Annotated in this window: 18 protein-coding genes; 10 read left to right on the forward strand and 8 right to left on the reverse strand. The window is 48.8% G+C overall.

Annotated features, from left to right (window positions below):
* The first annotated feature begins 73 nt into the window (after nucleotides 1–73).
* The 3 genes from earP to D0B88_RS14780 all read left to right on the forward strand — a co-directional run bounded on the left by earP (nucleotide 74) and on the right by D0B88_RS14780 (nucleotide 2,834).
* Nucleotides 74–1,213, forward strand: coding sequence for an elongation factor P maturation arginine rhamnosyltransferase EarP (gene earP, locus D0B88_RS14770; RefSeq protein ID WP_007641855.1), 1,140 nt, complete (start codon nucleotides 74–76; stop codon nucleotides 1,211–1,213).
* A 142-nt stretch (nucleotides 1,214–1,355) separates the two neighbouring features.
* Nucleotides 1,356–1,916 carry an elongation factor P gene (gene efp / locus D0B88_RS14775; protein ID WP_007641857.1) on the forward strand — a complete coding sequence of 187 codons (561 nt, stop codon included), beginning with the start codon at nucleotides 1,356–1,358 and terminating at the stop codon, nucleotides 1,914–1,916.
* Nucleotides 1,917–2,066: 150 nt separating this feature from the next.
* A complete protein-coding gene (locus D0B88_RS14780; protein WP_151058121.1) occupies nucleotides 2,067–2,834 on the forward strand; it encodes a hypothetical protein in 768 nt (255 codons plus the stop codon).
* A 45-nt stretch (nucleotides 2,835–2,879) separates the two neighbouring features.
* On the opposite strand, the gene D0B88_RS14785 is transcribed toward D0B88_RS14780, so the two are convergent.
* The 4 genes from D0B88_RS14785 to rlmKL are packed head-to-tail and all read right to left on the reverse strand — an operon-like array spanning nucleotide 2,880 to nucleotide 7,653.
* A complete protein-coding gene (locus D0B88_RS14785) occupies nucleotides 2,880–3,470 on the reverse strand; it encodes a sulfite oxidase heme-binding subunit YedZ (protein WP_225318385.1) in 591 nt (196 codons plus the stop codon).
* An 11-nt stretch (nucleotides 3,471–3,481) separates the two neighbouring features.
* The gene (gene msrP, locus D0B88_RS14790) at nucleotides 3,482–4,489 is read right to left on the reverse strand and encodes a protein-methionine-sulfoxide reductase catalytic subunit MsrP (RefSeq protein ID WP_151058123.1); all 1,008 of its coding nucleotides are present in this window, start codon (nucleotides 4,487–4,489) and stop codon (nucleotides 3,482–3,484) included.
* Nucleotides 4,490–4,545: 56 nt separating this feature from the next.
* Entirely contained in the window at nucleotides 4,546–5,373 is an 828-nt protein-coding gene (locus D0B88_RS14795) for a hypothetical protein (protein WP_040391802.1), read from the reverse strand.
* A 21-nt stretch (nucleotides 5,374–5,394) separates the two neighbouring features.
* Nucleotides 5,395–7,653: a bifunctional 23S rRNA (guanine(2069)-N(7))-methyltransferase RlmK/23S rRNA (guanine(2445)-N(2))-methyltransferase RlmL gene (gene rlmKL / locus D0B88_RS14800; protein WP_151058125.1), complete on the reverse strand. Its 2,259-nt coding sequence runs from the start codon at nucleotides 7,651–7,653 to the stop codon at nucleotides 5,395–5,397.
* A 282-nt stretch (nucleotides 7,654–7,935) separates the two neighbouring features.
* On the opposite strand from rlmKL, the gene rmf reads away from it, so the two are divergent.
* Nucleotides 7,936–8,160, forward strand: coding sequence for a ribosome modulation factor (rmf, locus tag D0B88_RS14805; protein WP_007641871.1), 225 nt, complete (start codon nucleotides 7,936–7,938; stop codon nucleotides 8,158–8,160).
* A gap of 149 nt (nucleotides 8,161–8,309) precedes the next feature.
* On the opposite strand, the gene D0B88_RS14810 is transcribed toward rmf, so the two are convergent.
* The 4 genes from D0B88_RS14810 to D0B88_RS14825 all read right to left on the reverse strand — a co-directional run bounded on the left by D0B88_RS14810 (nucleotide 8,310) and on the right by D0B88_RS14825 (nucleotide 16,677).
* Nucleotides 8,310–9,338: a quinone-dependent dihydroorotate dehydrogenase gene (locus tag D0B88_RS14810; protein WP_151058127.1), complete on the reverse strand. Its 1,029-nt coding sequence runs from the start codon at nucleotides 9,336–9,338 to the stop codon at nucleotides 8,310–8,312.
* A gap of 88 nt (nucleotides 9,339–9,426) precedes the next feature.
* Nucleotides 9,427–9,651: a DUF2835 domain-containing protein gene (locus tag D0B88_RS14815; protein ID WP_007641873.1), complete on the reverse strand. Its 225-nt coding sequence runs from the start codon at nucleotides 9,649–9,651 to the stop codon at nucleotides 9,427–9,429.
* Nucleotides 9,652–9,702: 51 nt separating this feature from the next.
* Nucleotides 9,703–11,715 carry a methyl-accepting chemotaxis protein gene (locus D0B88_RS14820; protein ID WP_191966451.1) on the reverse strand — a complete coding sequence of 671 codons (2,013 nt, stop codon included), beginning with the start codon at nucleotides 11,713–11,715 and terminating at the stop codon, nucleotides 9,703–9,705.
* Between the two features lie 63 nt (nucleotides 11,716–11,778).
* Nucleotides 11,779–16,677 (reverse strand): NAD-glutamate dehydrogenase, encoded by a 4,899-nt coding sequence (locus D0B88_RS14825; RefSeq protein WP_151058131.1) that lies wholly within the window; start codon nucleotides 16,675–16,677, stop codon nucleotides 11,779–11,781.
* Nucleotides 16,678–16,882: 205 nt separating this feature from the next.
* Between D0B88_RS14825 and D0B88_RS14830 the strand changes: the two genes are divergently transcribed.
* The 6 genes from D0B88_RS14830 (at nucleotide 16,883) to D0B88_RS14855 (ending at nucleotide 24,254) form a co-directional block, all read left to right on the forward strand.
* Nucleotides 16,883–17,842: a MoxR family ATPase gene (locus tag D0B88_RS14830; protein WP_151058133.1), complete on the forward strand. Its 960-nt coding sequence runs from the start codon at nucleotides 16,883–16,885 to the stop codon at nucleotides 17,840–17,842.
* A gap of 5 nt (nucleotides 17,843–17,847) precedes the next feature.
* On the forward strand, nucleotides 17,848–18,834 hold the full coding sequence (locus D0B88_RS14835; RefSeq protein WP_151058135.1) for a DUF58 domain-containing protein: 987 nt from the start codon (nucleotides 17,848–17,850) through the stop codon (nucleotides 18,832–18,834).
* Between the two features lie 28 nt (nucleotides 18,835–18,862).
* Nucleotides 18,863–19,435: a DUF4381 domain-containing protein gene (locus D0B88_RS14840; protein ID WP_151058137.1), complete on the forward strand. Its 573-nt coding sequence runs from the start codon at nucleotides 18,863–18,865 to the stop codon at nucleotides 19,433–19,435.
* On the forward strand, nucleotides 19,428–20,432 hold the full coding sequence (locus D0B88_RS14845) for a VWA domain-containing protein (protein WP_151058139.1): 1,005 nt from the start codon (nucleotides 19,428–19,430) through the stop codon (nucleotides 20,430–20,432). Before D0B88_RS14840 ends, D0B88_RS14845 begins: the two co-directional genes overlap by 8 nt.
* A complete protein-coding gene (locus D0B88_RS14850; RefSeq protein ID WP_151058141.1) occupies nucleotides 20,432–22,429 on the forward strand; it encodes a VWA domain-containing protein in 1,998 nt (665 codons plus the stop codon). The genes D0B88_RS14845 and D0B88_RS14850 overlap by 1 nt, the downstream gene beginning before the upstream one ends.
* A 73-nt stretch (nucleotides 22,430–22,502) precedes the next feature.
* The gene (locus D0B88_RS14855) at nucleotides 22,503–24,254 is read left to right on the forward strand and encodes a BatD family protein (RefSeq protein WP_151058143.1); all 1,752 of its coding nucleotides are present in this window, start codon (nucleotides 22,503–22,505) and stop codon (nucleotides 24,252–24,254) included.
* Nucleotides 24,255–24,289: the final 35 nt, after the last annotated feature.

The following is a 24,289-nucleotide window of genomic DNA, read 5'->3' on the forward strand; positions in this document are numbered from 1 at the left end:
AGCGTTTTGCTAATACGAAAGCGCCGCCTGCTGGTATCATTCGCGCCTTATTTATCCTCGTGTAAACCTGACTATGCCAACCAACACCATCAAACGCTGGGACATATTTTGCCGTGTGATCGACAATTTTGGTGATATTGGCGTGTGCTGGCGCTTGGCGCGCCAGTTGGCGGCGGAGCATCAACAGCAGGTACGTTTATGGGTGGATGATATTGCATCGCTAAAGCGCATCTGGCCAGAGACCAATATGCAAGAACATCAGCAGCTGGAAGGTGTAGAAGTGCGCATCTGGCATGCGGCGTTTGATGCATCAACTCAGCCCGCCGACGTAGTAATTGAAGCCTTTGCCTGTGATATTCCAGACACTTACCTACAAACAATGGCGAAACTCAAGGCCAGCGGCAAAGCGCCGGTTTGGATCAATCTGGAATACCTGAGCGCTGAGCCTTGGGTAGCAGAATGCCATGGCATGGCCTCCGTTCACCCAGCCACAGGCTTGCGCAAAACCTTTTTCTTTCCTGGCTTCAGTGCGCCTACTGGCGGTTTGTTGCGGGAGCAAAACCTGCTTAGCCAGCGCGATGCATTTTTTCGGTCGCAGTGGCTTAATCAGATGAACATAGACCCAGCCCCCAACAGTCTGCTGATCTCCCTGTTTGCTTACGAGAATCCCGCCATTGGTGGTTTACTAGCCGCGTGGAAGCAGTCATCACAACCAATCCACTGCTTGGTACCAGAAGGGAAAATTCTCAGCAGTATTAATCAACACTTGGGTAAAACCCTGGTCTGTGGCGATATTTATCAATCCGGCAGCCTGACAGTGCAAGTCATCCCTTTTCTCACCCAGACCGAATACGACAAGTTGCTCTGGGCCTGCGACATTAACTTTGTCAGGGGTGAGGATTCTTTCATCCGCGCCCAGTGGGCCGGAAAACCGGTGGTATGGCATATCTATGTGCAAGATGACGATGCACATCTGGTCAAATTACAGGCATTTTTAGCCGTCTATGTACCCAAAGATCAGGCGCTCAGGTCGGCCATAACCCAATTCTGGCTCGATTGGAATGAAGCCGGACATACCGATAGCAGCTGGATCACCTTGATAAACCTGCTGCCCGCATGGCAGGAGCACTGCAAAACCTGGACTCAGGCACTGAGCGAAACACCGGATTTAGCACAACAACTATGCAACCATTGCCTGGCAATGCCGGGCTAAAAAAGCACTACAGAAAAACACCAAAGAACTGTATAGTAGCGCGCCGATTTCAAACCCGGGACCTCTGGGGGCTTAAGGCCCGCGCGCTCTGCGAACCAAGGCTTCCCTCCTATTCGTTAACCATTGCAAACTGGGATTTACCATGAAAAATGCTCAAGAATGCCGCGCAGGCAACGTTCTGATGATCGACGGCTCACCCTGGGTTGTTCAAAAAGCGGAATACAACAAATCCGGCCGTAACTCTGCCGTAGTTAAAATGAAATTGAAAAACCTGCTGAGCGGCATCAACACCGAAACAGTTTACCGTGCAGACGACAAATTCGACGACATTCAACTGGATCGTAAAGAGGTAACCTACTCCTACTACGCCGACCCAATGTACGTATTTATGGACCCAGAGTTCAATCAATACGAAGTAACTGCTGAAGAATTGGGCGACCTGTTGCCCTGGATGGAAGACGGCATGGAAGATGTATGTGATGCGGTGTTCTACGACGGTAAAGTAATCTCCGTAACTCCACCTAACGCCATCACTCGCGAAGTGGCTTACACCGAACCTGCAGTACGTGGCGACACCTCAGGTAAAGTGATGAAGACCGCCAAACTCAACAACGGCACCGAACTGCAAGTGGCGGCGTTTGTTGAAATCGGTCAAAAGATTATCATCGACACCCGTACTGGCGAATACAAGTCTCGCGCTTAATCGCAGAGCTGTATCGCAGTTAAAAAATGGCGCCCTTGTGGCGCCATTTTTATTGGTGTGTGGTATTGAACTATTTTTGTTGTTGAATCTCTATCCATTTGTGTTTTTACTGACATCGGGATTTTAGTGTTAACAACAATAGGAAATATCATGCACACAATATCTTCACTCAAACTTTTACTTTCCCTTTCCCTCGCCTCACTAATTTCGTCTGCCCATGCCGATAGCTTGCACGACCTGCAACAAGCACTAAAAAAGTTTGAACAAAATTCACCGTTCAGTGCACAAGTGACTGCCAACGTGAAAAACCAAAACAAAGAAGGCGACGATCACAATATCAAAGAAGGCCTTGCCCAATTTGCGGTAGAACAAAACCCAGCGGGGTTACACATCCGCTATTCACCGGAACTACTCAGCAATATCGACCGGGAAACTGAAGCCAAAAAACAAAACCCACAAGCATCAACCCCCACAACCGAAGCGATGAATCGTTTCAACTATTCGGAAATCAGCATACTACTCAACCCCGTACGCGATATCGGAGACGATTTAAGCAAAGCACAATTAGTGAAGGAAGAACACGTCATCTACAACGGAAAATCCGCGCGTTTACTTCACCTACAAATTCCGCTTGAAAACCTGAGCGAAGAAGAGCGCAAAAATCTCAAAAAATACCGTACCGACCTGCAGTTCTGGATTGACGAAAATGGCACCCCGCTCGCGAGCCGCTCAACCGGAAAAGGCTCTGGTCGTTTTGCGCTAGTCATCGGATTTGAATTTCATTTTGATGTTGAAAAAACCTATATCACCCAAGGCAACCGATTATTGGTTGCAAAGCTTTCATCGACATCCGGCAGCAGTGGTGCCGGTATGGATACTAACGAAGCGATCACGGCAAGTTTGAAATTGCTGAATTAACCCAAGTGCACGTGGAATTATTTTTAGATGATAGTGGTCAATTTTTTATTTTCGCAGCGCCCAAAAGAGTCGAGGCAACAACAACGCCAATAAAATCACCCCAAATAATACCGCCTCAAAATAACTGGAACGCACCTGCATAAACACATGCACCCAGGCAAGAATTGCAATTAAGTAAATACTTTTATGCAGTCGTATCCAGTTATTCCCCAAGCGTCGCATCATTGATTTAGTTGAAGTAATTCCCAACACAACCAACAAAATAACAGCAGGGATAGTAACCAGAATATAAGGCCGCTCGACCAATTCTTTTCCGAAGCGAGAAAAGTCCGACCCTAAAATAAAAACCAGAAAAGCAAGTACATGCAAAACGGCATAAAAAAGTGTAAATAGGCCCAACATACGCCGATGGGTTTGCAACCAGCGGAGGTGAAAATTTTTGAAATTGATAAAACGCCGCAGCGGGGTTACGGCAAGGGTGATAAACAAAAAATAGATTGTCCACTCACCCGTAAACAACACAATGGTTTTAGCTGGATCTGCACCCAGCTGATTTGTCAGTGTTTTATAAACAATAAATACCAGTGGAATCAATGAGAGGAAAAAAATCAGAACTCGTCGCCACAATACAGGCATAACAATCACTCTCAATAAAATTTACGCAAATCCATATCTTTATACAGATGCGCCACCTGCTCCGCGTAACCATTAAACAATTGCGTAGGAATAATGTTCGGGCGCAATAAACCGCTCGGCAAACGTCGCTCTTCCGCTTGACTCCAGCGTGGATGACTCACTGAAGGGTTTACGTTAGCGTAAAAACCGTACTCATCAGGCGCGAGCATACTCCAGGTGGTTTTAGGTTGCTTTTCGGTGAACTCGATTTTCACAATGGATTTGATGTATTTGAAACCATATTTCCACGGCACTACCAAACGCAGCGGCGCACCGTTTTGATTAGGCAACACCTTGCCATACAAACCCACCGCCAAGGTGGTTAAGGGGTGCATGGCTTCATCCATGCGTAAACCTTCGCGGTATGGCCAATCGATGGTGCTAAAACGGCTTTTTTGCCCGGGCATTTCTGAGGGACGCTCAAGCGTGGTGAACGCCACATATTTTGCTTTACTGGTTGGCTCAGCGCGCTTAATTAAATCGGCCAGAGAGAATCCAACCCAGGGAACCACCATCGACCAGGCCTCGACACAGCGCAAGCGATAAACCCGCTCTTCCAGTGCAATACCTTTTAATAAATCTTCCAGTGCAAAGGTGCCGGGCTTGCCAACCTCACCCGCTATTTCAACTGTCCAGGGATTTGTCGTTAACACATGGGCTTTTGCGGCGGGATCCGTTTTTTCGTAGCCGTACTCATAAAAATTGTTGTAACCAGTAATGTGCTCGTAAGGCGTAAGCGCATCAGTGATAACTTCCTTATTCGAACTTGCTCCAGCGATTTGTTGTTTTAGCCAATCAGGCCCTTTTACTTCTGCCTCAGTCACCTGACCAGGTGCCGCTAGAATACCCGGCGCGGCGGCCATACCAACACCCAGTGCAGCAACACTCATCGCACCGCGCATAAAATCGCGGCGCGCGTTATAGATTGCTTCAGGGGTAATTTCGGAAGATGGGATATCGCTTGGTCGCTTGATAATCATATTGACCTCGGTAATGCGGAAGGATTTGCTCTATAGACTCACGGCAGACACATTTGTTACTTGAGCAGCGCAAAAACATAATTTCTGCCGTTGTGGTCGCACACAAAATAGCGATCACCCAAGGTGTCACAGTCTGTGATGCTCAACGCCGGAGGCACACTAACTGACTCGCTGACGGCCATCGCTGCCTTATCTTTCTTAAGAAAGCCAAACATAGTTTCAAAACGTTGCGCGAAATCCAATCCTTTGGTTTGTAAATCTTGATAAAGATAGGCGAACTTTCGATAAGTCATGGTCACTGCACACAGGCCAATTTCACACATTTTGTCGATGTATTTTTCGTAGCTCGCCGCTAGCGTCACTGAACTACCTTTCACGTTCGGCAACGCCATAGTGTTATAGGCGTCTAGCGCACCAGCCGCGAGACGGTGATTGGCTTTATTCCCTAATAGTTCGTAGTTGGTGTCAACACAGCGAATGTGACGCCCTTGTAATTCACACGCTGACGAATTCATAGGGCTTGATTCGATCAAATTATTACGTGCAGAAACAACACGTGGTTCACCGATAGAAGAACGAACGGAAGTAGGCGCAAGGGTTGGGGCTAGATTGGCAGGCAATAGCGCTGGGGATAATTTTTTTACCGGTGCGGGTAACTTGATTGCATTGCGTTCTGCCGGGCGTTTTAACAGCGAAAACTGAACCTGTTCGTTATTCTTTTTAAATTGATGAAACGGCGGTAAATTTTTAAGTTGTGCTTTGGCTTGCAACTGACAATAGACTTGCTCGTAATAGGTTTCGGCCGAGGCAAAACAAAAGGTGTCCGCCTTGGCGCCACTAGTCAGTAACCATAAAAAAATGATACTGAAACAATAATGACGCATGGGCATTCACCTTTTTATCTATTAATGCGTAATCAACCAACATTGGTGGATTTTAGGGTTGCGTTTAAAATCCTCATCAATCGTTTGTGCGCTGATATCCTTAATAGTGAAACCGCTGAGTGCATCGGCATCCAATTTAAAACTGCGCAGATTGTTAGAGAAAATCAGCGTACCGCCCTCTGCGAGTGAACGCATGGCATTGTTGATCATACCCACATGATCGCGCTGCACATCCAAAACATCCTCCATCCGTTTTGAGTTGGAAAAACTGGGCGGGTCGAGCAGAATCAAATCAAATTGCTGATCGTTATCTTCCAGCCACTGCAAACAATCTGCCTGCTCCAAACGGTTGCGCGACTCACTTAAACCATTTAACGCATAATTCTTACGCGCCCAGTTCAAGTAAGTGTTAGACATATCCACACTCACGGTATAACGCGCGCCCGCCATGGCGGCGTGTACACTTGCGGTTGCGGTGTAGCAAAACAGGTTCAGGAAACGTTTGTCTTTAGCCATATTCGCAATCATCAAACGCACGGGGCGGTGATCGAGGAACAAACCGGTATCCAAATACTGCCACATATTGATGTGCAGTTTGGCCTGCCCTTCCTGCACACTAAACACATCACCTGTCGGGCGCTCACTGATTTTTTCGTACTGACTGGTGCCCTTATTGCGGCGGCGTTGTTTGTAGCTGATATTTGCGGCGGGAATATCCAGCACAAATGGTACGGCCATTTCAATTTCAGCAAAACGCTGTGCGGCGCGGTCTTCATCGACCGATTTGGGCGCCGCGTATTCCTGTACATGGGCGTAAAGTTGCGGCGCGTGATAGGGCTGGGTTTGACCGCGATAAATATCAATGGCAGCCGAATATTCCGGCATATCTGCATCATATAAACGGTAGCAACTGATATCGTTTTTCTTCGCCCACTTTTCCAATTGTTTGAGGTTTTTTTGCAGGCGATTCACCAGCATCTGCGCGCCATTAGACAAGGCAGCAGCTTGCTCTTTTTTGTTTTCGATTTTGACGCGCAGTTCTGCTTCTTTGCGCTCTGTATCATCTTTACTAAAACGCGCATCCTGTTCAACACGGCTTTGCACAAACGCCTCGCTGCTGATGCTAAACATCAACAGTTCGCTGGGGATGGTGCCATTAAAGAATTTGTATTTTTTATCGGCGCGCAAACCCATTTGTTTGCCCAGTTCAGGGTTACCGGTAAACACACCCGCACGCCAACCTTGGAATTCATTGCGCAACCGCTCGCCCAAGTGAGCATACAATAATTTTAGCGATTCAATTTCACCCAAGCGCTCACCGTAAGGCGGGTTGCTAAGCACCAAACCAAATTCCATTGTTTTATTGTGCGTCGGTTTAACAAAATCGGCCAATTCTTTGCGGCTCACACGCAACCAGTGATCCAACTCGGCGCTGACAATATTTTCTTCTGCCGCGCGAATCACTTTTATATCGGCGTCATAGCCGCGAATTTCCGGTAAATTTTCACGCGCGAGGCCGATTTTTTTGCGCTCGAACGCTTCATCTCGCAAAGTTAGCCAGATGTCATTGCGATGATTCAACCAGCGCTCAAAACCAAAACTGCCGCGCAACAAGCCGGGCGCAATATCCGCTGCTATTAACGCCGCTTCAATCAAAATTGTTCCAGAGCCACACATAGGGTCCAGCAGCGCACCACCTTGCGCGGCAATCTCTGGCCAACCGGCGCGAATCAAAATACCCGCCGCCAGGTTTTCCTTCATAGGCGCACTGCCCTGCTTAATGCGATAACCGCGGCGGTGCAGACTGTCGCCCGACAAATCGATACTGACAATTACTTTGCTCTTGGATAGACGCACATTTACCCGCAAATCCGGGTCGCGTTTGGCGACGGAGGGGCGCTCGCCGCTGAAATCGCGCAGACAATCGACAATCGCATCTTTTACTTTTACCGCGCCAAACTGGGTATTACGGATCGCATCGTTAGTGCCAATAAAATCCACTAACAGGCTACCACTCGGGCTTAAATGCTCCTCCCAGCGCAACTCACGTACACCGTCATAGAGTTCTTCCTGACTATTGGCCTCGAAACTTGCAAGCGGTAGTAACACCTTATTGGCCAAACGCGACCAGAGGCAGACCCGGTACGCCAGCTCTATATCGCCAGAAAAATAGATGCCCGCAACCGTCTCGCGCAGGTCTTCTGCGCCAAGGGTTTGCAGCTCGGTATAGAGCAAGCCTTCCAGCCCTTTGGGGCAGGTAGCGAAATATTGATATGTCATTAATGTTTCCAATATGAACTTTTCTGAACCACACCTGACTAAACAAAGGTGTTTGTCATTAAGTTGTCAAATACATTTGCTAGGCCGATATGCCATATAGAACGGCCTATGTATAAAAATTTAATCGTTCACGACGCAGGTTAAATCTGGTGTACTCACCCAACCTGTTAACGCTAAGGAGAATCCAAGAACCAGTCAGACCGGCAAGTGAAAGACCGCAACACCGCTTTCGTCGATAACTAAAACCTATCGATAATCCACAACTTAGAGGTGCTATAACTGATGAAACGTCAAAAACGTGACCAAACAGAACGCGCATTTGTAAAAGGGTATCAAGCAGGTATTGATGGGCGTTCAAAAAGTCTTTGCCCCCATGAAACAGGCCAAGCTCGCCAACAATGGCTTAATGGCTGGCGCGAGTCGCGCATTGATCAATGGGATGGCTACAGCCGTTTGGCACAGGTTCAAAAAGTTAACAACATTCAACCCATGGCCATGAGTGGCTAATGTTTAACTCGCCTTATTGGCATCGAACACAGTCCTACAAATTTTTTACCCAATCATGTTAAATGAATAAGCCCGCTATTGCGGGCTTTGTTCTATTCAGGGCATTAATTGTCGATTTATAACACAGCAGTTTGACCAGCCCTACCAACTTACAGACCTTTTTGATAACTGGCGATTCCTTGCGCGGCGCGTGCAATCAGCGCAGGGCCTTCGTAAATAAAGCCACTGTAAATTTGTACCAGGCTGGCTCCAGCGCGGATTTTATCGGCGGCACTCGCACCATCCAAAATCCCGCCTACGCCAATAATTGGCAACTTCCCGCCCAGGCAAGCATTGAGGGTTTTGATCACATAAGTGCTCTTATCGCGCACAGGCAAACCACTCAGACCACCGGCTTCATTGCCATTTTCATACTCTTCCACACCCACACGGGTGATGGTGGTATTAGTAGCGATAACGCCATCCATACCTTCTTGCAACAGAATACCAGCAACTTGGTGGATTTCGCCTTCATCCATATCCGGTGCGATTTTTACCGCGATAGGTACATAGCGACCAGTTGCCTTGTGCAATACGCTCTGTTCCGTTTTGAGTGGCGCTAACAATTGCGACAGCGAGTCGCCAAATTGCAAGTTGCGCAGACCGGGAGTATTGGGTGAAGAAATATTCACAGTGATGTAATCAGCGTAATCATAGACTTTACGCAGGCAGGTCAAATAATCATCTACCGCATTTTCAACGGGCGTTACCGCGTTTTTACCGATGTTAATGCCGAGGATCCCGTTATAACGGCGTTTTTTAACCTGCGCGACCAAGTGGTCAACGCCTTTATTGTTAAACCCCATGCGATTAATAATCGCTTGGGCTTCAGGAATGCGAAACAAACGCGGTTGCGGATTGCCGGGCTGCGGGCGCGGAGTAATAGTGCCAATCTCCACAAAACCAAAACCTAAAGCGCCAAGCGCATTGAAATAATCACCATTTTTATCCAAGCCTGCGGCAAGCCCAACCGGGTTGTCAAAGCTTAGCCCCATAACCTGCACCGGGTTGCTAGGCACCTTGCTGGTAAACAGGCTCAAGAGACGCAAGCGCTCAGCGGCACCGAGCATATCCAGGCTGAGTTCATGGGAGGTTTCGGCGTCGAAGCGGAATAATACATCGCGAATATGCTGATACATGGCAGGCTCTTGGCAGATCAATAAAGGGAGTCAAAACAGGGCGCAAGGATACTGGATTACAGCCCTCAAATCACCCCAAACCTTGAGTTTATCCACCCAGACGCTGGATGGATTGAAAGCGATTATCCTCATCAAAATTAATTTGAAATGTGCCGCGCACCCCATTGTGCAACACAAACGGCCGCAAAATACCCGCCGGAAAACGAATACTGCGGCCATCTATACTCTGGGCAAAAACGGTTTTGGCGCTGCCTTCATACAAGCGCTGAAATTCTTCGGCTGAAATAGCCAAGCTGACTACAATACTTTTCAAGAAAACCCCACAACAAAAAAACAAATACGACAAAACGAAAAGCCATTCTAATCAGATTTTAAATTGCAGGGTATTTTCCAATAGACGATCCGCCCCCTGACGCAGATTCAAACTGTAACCGAGGGTTTTCTGCACCTGATCCAATATATTTTCCGACGAATCGCCCAACTCACGGGTACTGCGCGACATTTGTTCTGCCACTGCCGCTTGTTGTTCGGCAGCGGTAGCGATTTGGGTATTTAAATCGCGCAACATTTCCACACTGTGCACTATTTGTTGCAGCGACTCACCGGCACTGGCGGCACTTTGCACCGAACTCTGGGCGCCGTCAAAACTCTGCAAAATAATATCCACCGCTTTACCCGCACGCTGCTGTAATTTCTCAATCACAGCGCGGATTTCCGCTGTTGATTCCTGGGTGCGTTTTGCCAGCGAACGCACCTCATCGGCCACCACTGCAAACCCTCTACCCTGCTCACCTGCGCGCGCCGCTTCTATCGCCGCATTCAGTGCAAGCAAATTCGTCTGCTCGGCAATACTGCGAATTACCTCCAGCACCGCACTGATGTCCGCCACATCGCGTTGTAATTCAGTGATGATTGTTTTGGCTTCACCCACATCACTTCCCAAACGGTTGATGACCGCTATAGCCTCATTCACGCGTGCGCGCCCTTCAATTGCCGTATCGCGTGCAATATCGGTAGCGGAGCTGGCCTCCACGCAGGTGCGGGCCACTTCGCGCACAGTAGCCGCCATTTCAGTGGCCGCCGACGCAGACTGTTGGGTCTGGTTGTTCTGCTGATCCAACTCACCTTTAGTGACGTCTGTTACGGCTTGTAGCTCAACCGATAGTTTATTAACTTGATCTGCCGACCCTTGGATATTATTGATCAAGCGCGATACCTGATTCACCATCGCGGCCAGATTATCAGCAACTTCACCGATGACATCCTTGCTGCTCACCTGCAAGGTCTCAGAAAAATTACCGTTTTTGAGGGATTGTGTCAGGCTGTTTACGGAGTGCACGCTGGCATTGAGTGCAGCAAGAATTCCCATCGCAACATAACACCCCAGAATCACGCTCCCCAAGGCGACTGCTAACAGCAGTAGCCGCGTATCGGCAGCCTGCGCACGTGCGGTTGTTGCACTGCGCATCAACTGCTCGCTGGCAAGCACGTCCACTGCGGCCAGCGCATCAATCACTGTTGTTGCCTGCGCAAAAAACACGCTATTAGTGACAACGGGCGATGCAGGTGCGAGCGCATCTTGTAGCAGCATAGAATCAAAAAGAGCAGCGGATTTATTGAATTTATCGACTGATGTTGAAAAATAATTGGCGAGGGTTTGATCCTGATTTAACAACTGGATTTGCTGCTCAAAACTGGTCAATGCGCGCTTTACGCCAAAATGCAACCCAACCAATGTTGCGCGCTCCTCAGATGTAATTACCTGATCGGTCAAGGCACCGGCACCACGCCCCCGCAACTGCCCGAGCAATTCCTGGAGTTCAGGAATTTGAAACAGGGTTAATTGCGATAGGTAATAATTGTCGCGCGTGGATTGCAGTTCAATATCAAAATAATCTACCAGTAATTTAATATCAGCCTGCACGCGCGCGACTAACTGCGTGTGCCCGATAAAACTTTTTGCAGCATCTTTCTCGATAGCCGCCAATTTTAGTGCGCGCCAGGATTGCTCTATTTCTGATAATGCAGAATTAAATGCGGTAGTTTCATCAATACGCTTGATTACCAGTGCAAAGTCCTGATCCAGCTTTTGCTCAAGCTGCTCCAGAACCGGTGCTTTATCGCTTGCGCCTGCCAGATACTGCGCCATAAGGCCGCGATGTTGCGCCAACCCAAGAGCGATAGGTTTTACCGCGAGTATCAATTCCACACCGGTTTGGGTGCGCTCCGCCGCCGCAACCGTACGATTATTTTGCAACCATTGCTGGCTTAACAACCACACAAATGGCAACAGAAAAATAAGCACAATGGTGAGCAATTTGCTGGAGAAAGACATTTTATTTGCCAGCTGAACGGCTGGCGCAAAGAGACTGGACATAGCTATTCCCTGATAACAGTTAACAATAAAATAAACAGCGGGCATACCGCACCGCCGAGTTAATCACGCACAATTATCCAGCGTCTCGCAGTGCTGGGTAGCTTGTGCCAAGTCCAACAGGTCACGCAGCGCGACTGCAATCATCGCAAAATCGGTTCCATTGGCGGCCTGTAATTCATTGACCATGGATTTCCAACGCGCAATTAATAATTGATGCTGCGCACTCCAGCGCTCAATAAGCTGCTCCAAATCCATCGTATCTTCCATCAACCTTACTAACGCCACACTCAGATTGCGCAACTGTGATTCCAGGTCGCCCAGGTAGGTTTCGCGTGCCATGGCCTGCCAAAAATTATCCACCGGCAAATTGGAAATCTGTGCAGAAAACCAAGGCAAACTTAAATAATTTCCCAATGCAAAATACACTTTAGCCAAACTTTCCACGGGCTGATTGGCAATGCGCGCGGCCTCTATCACACTTAAACCGGAATAGAGATCGGCTGGGTGCGCCACACGTTTAATAAGCGTTTCCGGTAAACCCAGCGCACGCAAATGGTCTGTAGCGGCCAACCATTCCTGCAATGTCTCACCATTAAGTAAATGCACTAAATTTTCATTGATATGCATCATACCCGGGGTAAATAGCTGCACTTCGGTTGCAGGGTTTAAATAACTGCGGCGATTGCGCAAAAACCAGCGTGTCGCGCGGCGAATTTTGCGCATCATGCCGTTAATCATTTGCAACTGCAGTGCAGATGAAATACTGATTGAAGTTCGCTCAAGCGCGATTAAAAACTCGGGCATAGCGTAAATATCACGAGCGATTACATAGGCTTTAGCAATATCGTCTACACTCGCACCTGTAGATTCCATCAAGCGCTGCGCAAAACTAATGCCCATGGTATTTACCATATCATTGGCAATTTGCGTGGCGACTATTTCATGGCGCAAACGGTGATTGCGCAACGCCATGGGAAATAACTGCGAGATTTTTTGTGGGAACGCCGTTTCAATAAATGCCGCCATGTAATCATCGTCGGCAATTGCGGCTTGCGCGAGATCCTCCTTTAATACGGCCTTGGCGTAAGAAATGAGGATCGCCAACTCGGGGCGGGTTAAGCCTTTACCTTGTGTTTGTCGTTCCAATAAATTCTCATCACTCGGCAAAAACTCCAATTTGCGATTTAACCGCCCCTGCTGTTGCAAAGCATTCATCATCCGGCGATATTCCGCGCTGCGCGCCAGTGCATCCGACTGCGCCACACTTATTGCTTGCGCTTGACGGCGATTGTTATAGAGCACTAGCTGGGCTACGTTATCGGTCATATCTACCAATAATTGGTTGCGCTGTTTTTGGGTGAGATCACCATTAACGACAATTTCATTTAATAAAATTTTGATATTGACCTCGTGGTCCGAACAATCCACACCACCGGCATTATCAATAAAATCCGTATTGCAGGCGCCACCCTGCAAACAGTATTCGATACGACCGCGCTGAGTCATACCCAAATTACCGCCTTCACCAAATACTTTGCAGCGCAATTGTTCGCCATTAACGCGCAAACTGTCATTGGCCTTATCACCCACCTCGGCATGGGTTTCAGCCGCTGCTTTGACATAAGTGCCTATGCCACCATTCCAAATTAAATCTACCGGCGCCTGCAATAACTGATGAATAAATTCGGTGGGTGTGAGGCTGGTCGCATCGATTGCAAAACGCGCGCGTATTTGCGGGGTGAGCACAATCACTTTTGCGCTACGCTCAAATACGCCACCGCCTTCGCTGATTAAATGTTTAGCGTAATCACTCCAGCTACTTTTAGGCAGTGCAAACAACCGTTGACGCTCGGCAAAACTGGCGGCAGGGTCAGGTTCGGGGTCGATAAAAATATGCTGATGGTTAAACGCGGCCACCAACTTCAAGGCTGATGAAAGCAACATACCATTGCCAAATACATCGCCCGCCATATCGCCAACACCTAACACCGTAATGGGTTGGCTTTGCACATCAATTTCTTTTTCCAAAAAGTGGCGCTGCACGGAAATCCACGCACCGCGTGCGGTAATACCCATACCTTTGTGGTCATAACCCTGACTGCCACCTGAGGCAAAGGCATCCCCCAACCAATGGTTATATTCCTGAGAAATTGCATTGGCGATATCAGAAAAACTGGCGGTACCTTTGTCCGCCGCTACCACCAGGTAAGGATCATTATCGTCGTAACGCACTACATTATTGGGCGTTACCACACTGCCATCAATTAAATTATCGGTAAGGTCTAATAAGCCGCGAATAAACCATTGGTAACACGCTATCGCTTCTTGTTGTTGCTGTTCGCGCGTGGCATTGGCAGGCATTTTTTTGCACACAAATCCGCCCTTGGCACCGCTCGGAACAATTACCGCATTTTTAACCTGCTGGGCTTTTACCAAGCCCAACACTTCGGTGCGATAATCCTGCAGGCGATCTGACCAGCGCAAACCACCGCGCGCTACTTTACTGGTGCGCAAATGCACACCTTCCATGCGGGTTGCGTACACAAAAATTTCAAACAATGGTCGCGGCTCGGGAACTTCTGCCAAACCTCGCGGCGAAAATTTAATGGAGAGATAAGGTTTATAAGCACCGAGTTCATCGCACTGATAAAAATTGGTGCGCAAACTATTATCGATTAGCGCCATAAAACGACGAATGATGCGATCGTCGTTCAGGTTTTGTACCTGATCCAAATCGCCAACAATGCGCGAGCGAACTGCGTCGATTTGTGCGGCTGTAGATTCACCCTGCACAAGCGGATCAAATTTGTGGTGAAACAATTCAACCAGCTGGCGCGTTAGATCGGCTTGATTCACCAGCGCCGTCGCCATGTAATTAATACTGAAAGGAAATAAGGTTTGATGCATATAATTGGCATAGGCGCGCAGCATCACCACTGAGCGCCAGTGCAAACCTACACTACCCACCAAGGTATTAAACGCATCGTTATCGGCATCGCCCTGCCAAATAGCAATAAAAGCATCGGCAAGTACGGTTTTTAGCGCTGAAAATTCCAGAGTAGATTCTGCTTGATGCGCGAGTTTGAAATCATGCACCCACACCACCTGACCAGAGGTGCTACGAATATCATGAGCACTTTCACTGATAACCCTGAAACCCAAATTCTCCAACACCGGAATAACATCGGACAGTGCCAATGTGGTTGTGGGGTGAAAAATTTTGAACTGTAAACTTGCGCCCTGCTCCTGACCACGCAGCTGGTAAATACTGAGCGCGATAGGTACAACATTTGTGCTGCTGCGCGGTATCTGCTCCAGCAAGGATTGAATTGTGTGAATATCCTGCACAGCGGTGCGCGCATCATATTGCTCCTGATACGCCGACGAAAAAGCATCGCGAAACTCGCGCAACAGTTGGGCACTGGCCTCTTCGCCATGAGCTTCCTGCAGTGCGCCCAGTAAAAAATCTTCCCAAGAGCGGGTGATATTCACAATGCCGGCTTGCAGTGCCGCGACATCCACCTGTAGCGGCACATTTTTATCCAATTTAAATACCAGATAAACCCGAGCCAAAATGGATTCAGAAAAATAGGTGGTAAATTCGCATTCGTGAGAGCCTATGGCCTTGCCAATAAGCTCCTGAATGGCCAAACGAATTTTGGTAGAAAAATAATCGCGCGGCACATAGATAATAAAGTTAATAAATTTGCCAAAGGGATCGCGTCGCATAAATAAGCGCACCATGGAGCGCTCATTAATTCGCGCGACACCCATCAAGGTTTCGTATAGCTCGGCACTGCTGCTCAAAAATATTTCGTTGCGCGGAAAGGTATCCAATAGCTGACGAAAATTTTTGCCATCGTGACTGGATTCCAATAACCCGCTGCGCGCAAACACCTGGGCAACCTTGGTGCTAATCAGTGGGATATTGGCCGGGTTCATCAAATACACTGCTGAAGTGTAGAGCCCGAGAAAACGCGCCTCGCCAATCACTTCACCCTGGGCATTGAAGCGTTTGATGATTACATAATCCGAATAGGCATAACGATGCACGCGTGCGCGCAACGAGGATTTGGAAAACACAATGGGCTGCGGCACCAAATGAAAGCGCGCCATACCTTCGTTGAATAAATCCATCGCGAGGGTTGATGGTGGTGTATCGCGCAGGGCAAAAATCCCCAGTCGCTGGGCGGGAATTTCGCGCAGTGTTTTTTTGCCCTCCAGCTCACAAAATTCGTACTCGGAATAGCCGAGAAACGTGAACTTATCCTCTGTGAGCCAGCGCAAGAAGGCTTTGGTTTCCTGTACATGGGCAACGCAGGCGGCATCCTGCATAAAGTTCAAATTCTGTTCTGCGGCCAATGCGGCGGCGCGCATGGGTTGGTAATCCCTGACCACCTGTTCCACCTCAGCTAATACACTGCGCAAACCGCTGGTGATGGCCGCCAGTTCTTGTGCGTCACTGTGCGCACTGATCTCCATCACTATCAATGCTTCATGATTTTCCGTGGCAGCTACACCATTGCGCGCCTGCACGCTGACTAACTGCTGGCCGTCGCGCTCTACTTTCAACACGGTGCTTTTGATGGTGTAAATGGGAATGCCACGGCGATTTACCTCAATTCGCAGCGAATCCACCAAAAACGGCATGTCGCGCTGTAAAACGACCAACACCGTATGGGAACTGACCCAGCCATCCTCGGCCAGGCTTGGGTTAAACAGCCGTATTTTGGGCTGGCGGCGATCGTACAGCGCCATAAACTGCCACCACTGGTACACGCTGCCAAACACATCGCTCAGTCGCTTGCCGAGCAATTCATCAAGCGGATAGTGGTTGAAAAACATGCTGGCAAAATCGCCAAATACTGGCTGTTCTGCGGCAGGTAGCTGCTCGTTGGCATAGCGCGTAAATTCATCCAAAAATTCGGCTGGCTTATGCTGGCTCACCAAAGTACTGTTCATGGCATATGCTCCTGTTTGTGCCGCGACTGAATTCTTTAAGCCTAGTCGAAAAATCACTGTAAACACTTGAAATTACAGGGAACCGACACCAGTAAGAGCAGTCTATTTAGCACTTTTGTGGCGCTGTCGCGCGTGCTCGTAACGCCCTCAGCAATGACTAACCCTTAATCGCCCTCTCGATTACAACACAAGGTCTTCAATTCCAATGCAGGCATATCAACAATTACAGTCTCTGAACACCTGGCTTAACGATCAAATCATCGGACAGGAACATTTGACCCAGCGCCTATTAATTGCGCTACTTGCCGATGGCCACTTGTTAGTTGAAGGCGCGCCCGGCCTTGCCAAAACCAAGGCGATTAAAACCCTGGCTCAGGCTATTGAAGGCAACTTTCATCGCATTCAGTTCACTCCGGATTTATTGCCGTCCGATGTTACCGGTACCGATATCTACCGCCCGGAGCAGCATCGCTTTGAATTCCAGCCCGGCCCGATTTTTCACAATTTAGTACTCGCCGATGAAATCAACCGCGCGCCCGCCAAGGTGCAATCGGCACTGTTGGAAGCTATGGCTGAGCGGCAAGTGAGTGTCGGCAGCAAAACCTACCCACTGCCCGGTTTGTTTATGGTGATGGCAACACAAAACCCCATCGAGCAAGAAGGCACCTATCCGCTACCCGAAGCACAACTCGACCGTTTCTTATTACATGTGGTGGTGGATTACCCCAGCATTGATGCCGAGCGCCGTATTTTAAAATTGGCCCGCAATGAAGCCGCCGCGGTAAGCAGTGAACAACCGACGCAAATTTCCCAGGCAACCATCGAAGCCGCACGCAAAGAAATTCTGGCGATTCACATGGCCGAAAGTGTTGAGGACTACATCGTCCATTTGATCAACGCCACCCGCCGCCCCGCACAATACTCGGCGGAATTGGCCGGGCTGATAGAATACGGTGCCAGCCCCCGTGCCACTATCGCGCTGGACCGCTGCGCCCGAGCACACGCCTGGCTGGAAGGCCGCGACTTTGTCAGCCCCGACGATGTGCAAGCCGTGGCCCACGATGTACTGCGCCATCGCCTGATTTTAAGTTTTGAAGCCGAGGCAACCGGCACCACACCCGATCAGGCTATCAACCAACTACTTGCTGCCGTACCTTTGAGCTAATTGTTATGCGCAACCAACAGCAAGTTAAAAATGAGCAGCAGGAATTGAATCCGCGCGGTGCTTACACCGAATTAGCATCGTTATTGCGCTGCCGTTTTTCCGCACAAGATCTAAAACTCTTCGCCCACAGGCCGGCACGCAGTTTATTGTCGGGCGGTGAACGCACCCGATTTCGCGGGCGCGGGATGGATTTTGAAGAAGTGCGCCTGTATCAACCGGGCGATGATATTCGCTCCATTGATTGGCGAGTCACCGCGCGTACCCAAGTCGCCCACACCAAAATTTTTCGCGAAGAGCGCGAGCGCCCGGTATTTATGCTGGTGGATCAACGCTCGCCACTTTTTTTTGGCAGCACGCGCTGTTTTAAATCCGTACTCGCGGCGCACATTGCCGCCCTGCTCGGTTGGGCGGCGCTGGCCAACGGTGATCGTTTAGGCGCGTTGGTATTTGGTGATTACGACCAGCGCGATGTACGCCCGCGCCGCAGCAAACATGCGGTGCTGGAATTATTGCATCAGCTGCAGGACTACAATCACCGCCTTGTATCGCCGCTCATGCCCGAACCTGGCACGCTAGCCAATGGCCAACCGCAACAAGCAAACCGCCTGCAAGACATGTTGGCCGATGCACGACGTATCGCCAAACCCGGTTGTGCACTGTTTATCATCAGCGACTTTCACGATATGAATGAAAGCGCCGAGCAACAGTTGTTTGAGCTGGCTCGCCATACCGATGTCACCCTGATTCATATTTACGATCAACTCGAACGACAATTGATCAGCAACTCAGCGCTCACCATTAGCAATGGCCGTGAACGGTTGCAATTAGCCGCAAACGAAAAAGCATTTCAGCAAGCCTATAAAAATCAATTTGATCAACACCTGAACTTGCTCACAACCATCTGCAAACGCCTGCGTATTCCACTGCTAAGTTTTGCTACGCAAGACGATGTTCAGGATGGCTTGCGCAAAGCATTCGGACGTAAAAAATAAATTCACTGAAAAAGAACAATAGTTACTTATGCAACCGCCACCTATGCAAGCAACACCTTCACCACTGGATCAATTAGCCGACATTCATTTGCCCGACAGCCTAAGCTGGTGGCCACTCGCACCCGGCTGGTGGGTTCTAATCGCATTATTCATCATTGCCATTATTGGCTTTTTTATCTGGCGCACGCGTAAACAACAAAACTATTACCGCACTGTTGCCCAGCAAGAACTCGCCGCCATTTATACGCAGCATCAGCAATCACAAGACACCGCTGCTTATTTGCACTCGCTCAGCGTATTGTTGCGCCGCACCGCAATCACCGCTTACCCACAGAGTTTTAACGCCAGCATTAAAGGTGCAGAGTGGTTGAGTTGGTTGGATGCGGTTTGCCCGGCGCTCAACCAAAAATTTTCCAGCGAGCTCGGGCAAAGTTTATTAACCAGTGCGTACCAGAAAAATCCGCAGGTGGATGCCACCGGCTTGTACCAGCTCAGTGAGCAGTGGATAAAACTGCATTGCAATCATCGTCAAAAACTTCCCAGCCTACAAAAAGCCACCACACAAAAAGCTAGCGCAACAGCGGAGGCCAACCATGTTTGAAATGCATTGGCCTTGGTTACTTTTGTTGGCTCCCCTGCCCTTGGTGATGGTATTTATACCCGCTAAAAAACGCATTGAAGCGGCGCTGCGGGTACCCTTTTATCAACACGCCAGCCAACTCGAACAACACAGTAAACTCGGTATTAATAAACGCCCGGCAAAATTATTGGCGCTGTGGCTGATTTGGATTTGTTGTTTATTTGCAGCGACCAATCCCCAGTGGGTTGGCGAGCCAACCAGCATGCCCTCTAGCGGACGCGATTTATTAATGGCGGTGGATATTTCCGGCAGTATGGAACAGACCGACATGGCCATTGCCGGTCGTCGCGTAACGCGCTTGATGGCGGTGAAAAAAGTAATTGGTGATTTTGTGGTGCGCCGCAATAGCGACCGCATGGGGTTAATTTTGTTTGGCGCCCAAGCTTATTTACAAGCGCCGCTAACTTATGATCGCAAAACCGTTAATCAATTATTGCAAGAGGCACAAATTGGTTTTGCCGGGCGCGAAACTGCGATTGGCGATGCAATTGGTCTCGCGGTAAAACGCCTGCGCGATCGCCCGGATGCCAGCCGTGTACTGGTGCTCTTAACCGATGGCGCCAATACTGCCGGACAACTTTCACCCGACAAAGCCACCGAACTGGCGCAGCAAGCAAAAATTAAAATTTACACCATCGCGTTTGGCGCTGAATCAATGGAGGTGCCAGGCATTTTCGGTTCGCGTACAGTTAATCCATCGCGGGACTTGGATGAGCCAACCATGGTTAACATCGCCGAAAAAACCGGCGGCAAATATTTCCGCGCTCGCAATTTAGAGGAGTTAGACAATATTCATCGCGAGCTGGACCGCCTTGAACCCATTGAAATGGAAACGGAAACATTTCGCCCGGTGCAAACCCTATTTTACTGGCCACTGGCTATCGCTTTTCTGCTGAGCCTCTTGCTCGCCTGCCTGCATATTTGGCAAGGCCGTGCAGCGCGTGTGGAGCATGCATAATGACTATTGAATCACTCCTTGCACAGTTTCATTTTTTGCGCCCTTGGTGGTTAGGTGCACTGCTGCCCGTGGTAATTATCGCCCTATTGCTCTGGTATCAAAAACACAACGCCAAACAATGGCAGCAAATAGTTGCACCTGAACTTTTACATTATTTATTGGATGGTCAAACCACGCGTATTAAACCCTGGCAATTATTGGCATTATTGTTTGCGTGGGTTGTAAGCTGTATTGCACTCGCGGGCCCCAGCTGGGAAAAGCGCCCGGTGGCAGTGGAACAAAATCAGCAAGCGCTGGTGATTATGTTAGATCTCTCCCCATCCATGATGAGCGAAGATTTAAAACCCTCGCGTTTGGTGCGCGCCCGTTTAAAAATTGCCGACATGTTACGCCAGCGGGAAGATGGTCAAACCGCCTTGTTAGTCTATGCGGGTGATGTGCATGTAGTGACGCCACTCACCGACGACACCGAAACCATTAACAATATTATTCCCGCACTGCACCCCAACATCATGCCAGCGCAAGGCAGCAATACCGAAGCGGCCGTCAACCGCGCACTGCAATTATTAAAAGACTCATCAATTACGCAAGGCGATTTATTGTTAATCACCGACGGCGTGGATGAGGATGCGCAATACACAGTGCGCGATATTATGAATCGCGAACCGCAATATCGTTTGTCGATTCTCGGTGTAGGTGGTGATACTCCCACACCCATTCCCAGCAGCAAAGGTGGTTTTGTGCGCGACAACGCACGCAACATAGTCACCACCAAGCTTAACAGCGACGAATTGCAACAATTGGCGAGTGATAGTCGTGGCCGCTATCGCACACTAGCGAATACCAGTCGTGATATTGATTACCTGCTCGATTTCCCCGCGCCGGCACAAGCAGAAACACAACGCGTTGAACGTGAGTTTGATAGCTGGTATGACCGTGGCCACTGGCTGGTATTACTGCTGCTCCCCATAGTGCTGTACAGTTTCCGACGCGGTGTGCTGTTGAGTTTATTGTTAGTTCCACTAATTGGCTTAACACCCAACACCAGTTATGCCATGAGCTGGGACGATTTATGGAAAAATAAAAACCAACAAGCCCGTGAACAATTACAACAAGAACAAGCCGCCGCCGCGGCACAAACCTTTACCGACCCGGAATGGAAAGCCAGCGCCCAATATAAAGCAGGCGATTACGCGGCAGCCGCCAAAACCTTTGCCGACTTTAATACTGACCGCGGGCATTACAACCGTGGCAATGCACTGGCAAAAGCAAATCAATTAGCCGAAGCATTAAAGGCTTATGACCAAGCACTGAAATTAAATCCCGATTTGGAAGATGCCAAAAAAAATCGTCAGCTAGTGGAAGAAGCACTGAAGCAACAACAAGAACAACAAGAACAACAAGAACAACAAGAACAACAAGAACAACAAGAACAAAATCAGGATCAAAATAAAGAGCAAAACAACGAGCAAAAGAAGGATCAGCAACAGCAGGAAAATAGCGATCAGCAGCAGGATCAACAAAATAATCAGCAGCAAAGTGATCAGCAACAGGATCAGTCGCAAGAAAACCAAGCGGACAATGAACAGCAAAATCAACAAAATCAACAAAATCAACAAAATCAACAAAATCAACAAAATCAACAAAATCAGCAGAACGAACAACAATCTTCAGCTGATCAGGACGAGCAACAAGAAAACGCTGAGCCTGAACAATCCGATGAAGAAAAATCTGACGAGCAAAAGGCCGCCGAGGCTGCTCAGCGTGAGCAAGAGGAACAGCAAGCAGCGGAAGCCCAGCAACAAATAGCTGAACCTACTGAGGATGATTTAACCGATGAAGAACGTCAGGCCATGGAGCAATGGTTGCGCCGTGTGCCGGATGATCCGGGCGGTTTGCTGCGCAACAAATTCAATTACGAACATTACAAACGCAATCAGGAAATTATGAATGGTGATTGGACACCGCCTGAAAACGGGGCTGAAAATCGCTGGTAATTTTTAACGTATCACTTTCCAGCCAGCAACCAAAATACAAAATGCGTATTGCTCTCCATAGCGACGGAACAGAATGATGAAAGAATCCAGCTTTAGCATGAAAAAATGTGCACGCCAATTAGTGGGCTTTATATTGATGATCACCGGACTCAATGTTTACGCAGGCAACCTCACCGCCAGCGTCGACCGCGATACACTAGGGCTGGAAGAAACCTTCACGCTGGTATTGCGCTACGACGAACAAATCAATGCCACGCCGGACTATGAGTTGCTGCAAAAAGATTTTGATATTCTCAATACCCAAAGCGGCACCCAGATGAGCATTATCAACGGCAATATGGAAGCCTCCACCGAATGGAAAATTGCACTTGCACCCAAACGCATCGGCACCCTACTTATTCCTTCGTTCACCATTGATGGTGCCATTAGCGATGCAATCCCCATCACCGTGGAAGGAAAAAGCCGTACACCCAAAAATAACGACAGCCAGGTCAATGTAGAAATTGAAACCAGTAAAGACAGCGCCTATGTGCAGGAGCAAATTATTGTCACCTTGCGCCTCTATACTACGGTGGGTTTGAGCGGAATCGATTTACAACCGCTGCAAGTAAAAGATGCACTGGTAATGCAACTGGATGAAAAACAATATCAAACCAAAATCAATGGCCGCCCTGGCGCCGTAGTAGAAACACGCTACGCAATTTTCCCGCAACAAAGCGGTGAACTGATAATTCCCGGGGTGCTTTATCAAGTATCGCTTGATTCAGGGCAGCGTGATTTGTGGGATAGATTCTATGGCAACAGTCAAAGTAATATCCTGCGTTTGCGCACCGAAGAACAACGCCTGACGATAAACCCCGCACCAGCCGCGTATAGCCAAAACTGGTTGCCGGCAACCAAGGTGGAATTAGTTGAACACTGGAGTGCCAGCATTGATTCACTCAAAGTGGGCGAACCAATTACGCGCACTATTACAATCAAAGCGGATGGTTTAACAGCCGGACAAATCGCACCGCTACAATTACCGAATGTGGATGGACTCACTTTTTACAGTGATCAGGCACAAACGGACGACCAAAAAAATGCTCAGGGAATGATAGGCTCGCGTATAGAAACCATTGCGATAGTTCCCACCAAAGCCGGCCGCTTTACGCTCCCGGAAACCACTGTGTCATGGTGGGACACCAATAAACAAACACAACAAACTGCAACGCTTCCAGCAGTAACACTCAATGTAGGCAGCGGCGCTATGTCACCCAACAATATGGCACCGCCTGTCGATACACAGGCTGAAGATGAACAAACAAACAGTATTCCGCTTAATACCGACCTGAGCAGTATTGCTGCCGAGAATCCAGTAGTCACAACAAAAACACCGGCTTGGCTTTATGCGTCTAATTTAATCACCTTGTTGGCTGCGTTATTTTTTGCGTGGCGTTTTTGGACCGCGAAGCGGGAATTAACACAACGGCAGGATAACAAGCAGCACCTACTGACGCGTGAACATGAATCGGAAGCCGCCGCTTGGGCAGACGTGAAACGCGCACTGGGTGATAAAAACCTGCCGTTATTGCGTAAAGCCATTCTTAGTTGGAGCCAGATTTATTGGAACGATAAAACTTTAACCAGTTTGCACGGTGTCGCCCTACGCGCCAAAACACAGCCACTCACCGACGTATTACAACAATTAGACAGCGCTATTTTTAGTAACACAGCCAGCACACTGGACAGTGAAAACCTGTTGCAGTTAATGGCCAACCTCCGCCGCCGCAAATACAAAAAAACGGCTACCGGTGAAACCCTGCAGCCGCTATATAAACATTAAAAAATGAAAGTGACGCTCCGGCGCTCACTTTCAAT

The organism is Cellvibrio sp. KY-YJ-3 (assembly GCF_008806955.1).
In the GTDB taxonomy this organism is placed as follows: Bacteria; Pseudomonadota; Gammaproteobacteria; order Pseudomonadales; family Cellvibrionaceae; genus Cellvibrio.

Excerpts from the sequence above, each read along its gene's own strand:
- earP (WP_007641855.1), top strand. The coding sequence starts at position 74 with ATGCCAACCAACACCATCAAACGCTGGGACATATTTTGCCGTGTGATC.
- efp (WP_007641857.1), top strand. The coding sequence starts at position 1,356 with ATGAAAAATGCTCAAGAATGCCGCGCAGGCAACGTTCTGATGATCGAC.
- D0B88_RS14780 (WP_151058121.1), top strand. The coding sequence starts at position 2,067 with ATGCACACAATATCTTCACTCAAACTTTTACTTTCCCTTTCCCTCGCC.
- D0B88_RS14785 (WP_225318385.1), bottom strand. The coding sequence starts at position 3,470 with ATGCCTGTATTGTGGCGACGAGTTCTGATTTTTTTCCTCTCATTGATT.
- msrP (WP_151058123.1), bottom strand. The coding sequence starts at position 4,489 with ATGATTATCAAGCGACCAAGCGATATCCCATCTTCCGAAATTACCCCT.
- D0B88_RS14795 (WP_040391802.1), bottom strand. The coding sequence starts at position 5,373 with ATGCGTCATTATTGTTTCAGTATCATTTTTTTATGGTTACTGACTAGT.
- rlmKL (WP_151058125.1), bottom strand. The coding sequence starts at position 7,653 with ATGACATATCAATATTTCGCTACCTGCCCCAAAGGGCTGGAAGGCTTG.
- rmf (WP_007641871.1), top strand. The coding sequence starts at position 7,936 with ATGAAACGTCAAAAACGTGACCAAACAGAACGCGCATTTGTAAAAGGG.
- D0B88_RS14810 (WP_151058127.1), bottom strand. The coding sequence starts at position 9,338 with ATGTATCAGCATATTCGCGATGTATTATTCCGCTTCGACGCCGAAACC.
- D0B88_RS14820 (WP_191966451.1), bottom strand. The coding sequence starts at position 11,715 with ATGTCCAGTCTCTTTGCGCCAGCCGTTCAGCTGGCAAATAAAATGTCT.
- D0B88_RS14825 (WP_151058131.1), bottom strand. The coding sequence starts at position 16,677 with ATGAACAGTACTTTGGTGAGCCAGCATAAGCCAGCCGAATTTTTGGAT.
- D0B88_RS14830 (WP_151058133.1), top strand. The coding sequence starts at position 16,883 with ATGCAGGCATATCAACAATTACAGTCTCTGAACACCTGGCTTAACGAT.
- D0B88_RS14835 (WP_151058135.1), top strand. The coding sequence starts at position 17,848 with ATGCGCAACCAACAGCAAGTTAAAAATGAGCAGCAGGAATTGAATCCG.
- D0B88_RS14840 (WP_151058137.1), top strand. The coding sequence starts at position 18,863 with ATGCAACCGCCACCTATGCAAGCAACACCTTCACCACTGGATCAATTA.
- D0B88_RS14845 (WP_151058139.1), top strand. The coding sequence starts at position 19,428 with ATGTTTGAAATGCATTGGCCTTGGTTACTTTTGTTGGCTCCCCTGCCC.
- D0B88_RS14850 (WP_151058141.1), top strand. The coding sequence starts at position 20,432 with ATGACTATTGAATCACTCCTTGCACAGTTTCATTTTTTGCGCCCTTGG.
- D0B88_RS14855 (WP_151058143.1), top strand. The coding sequence starts at position 22,503 with ATGATGAAAGAATCCAGCTTTAGCATGAAAAAATGTGCACGCCAATTA.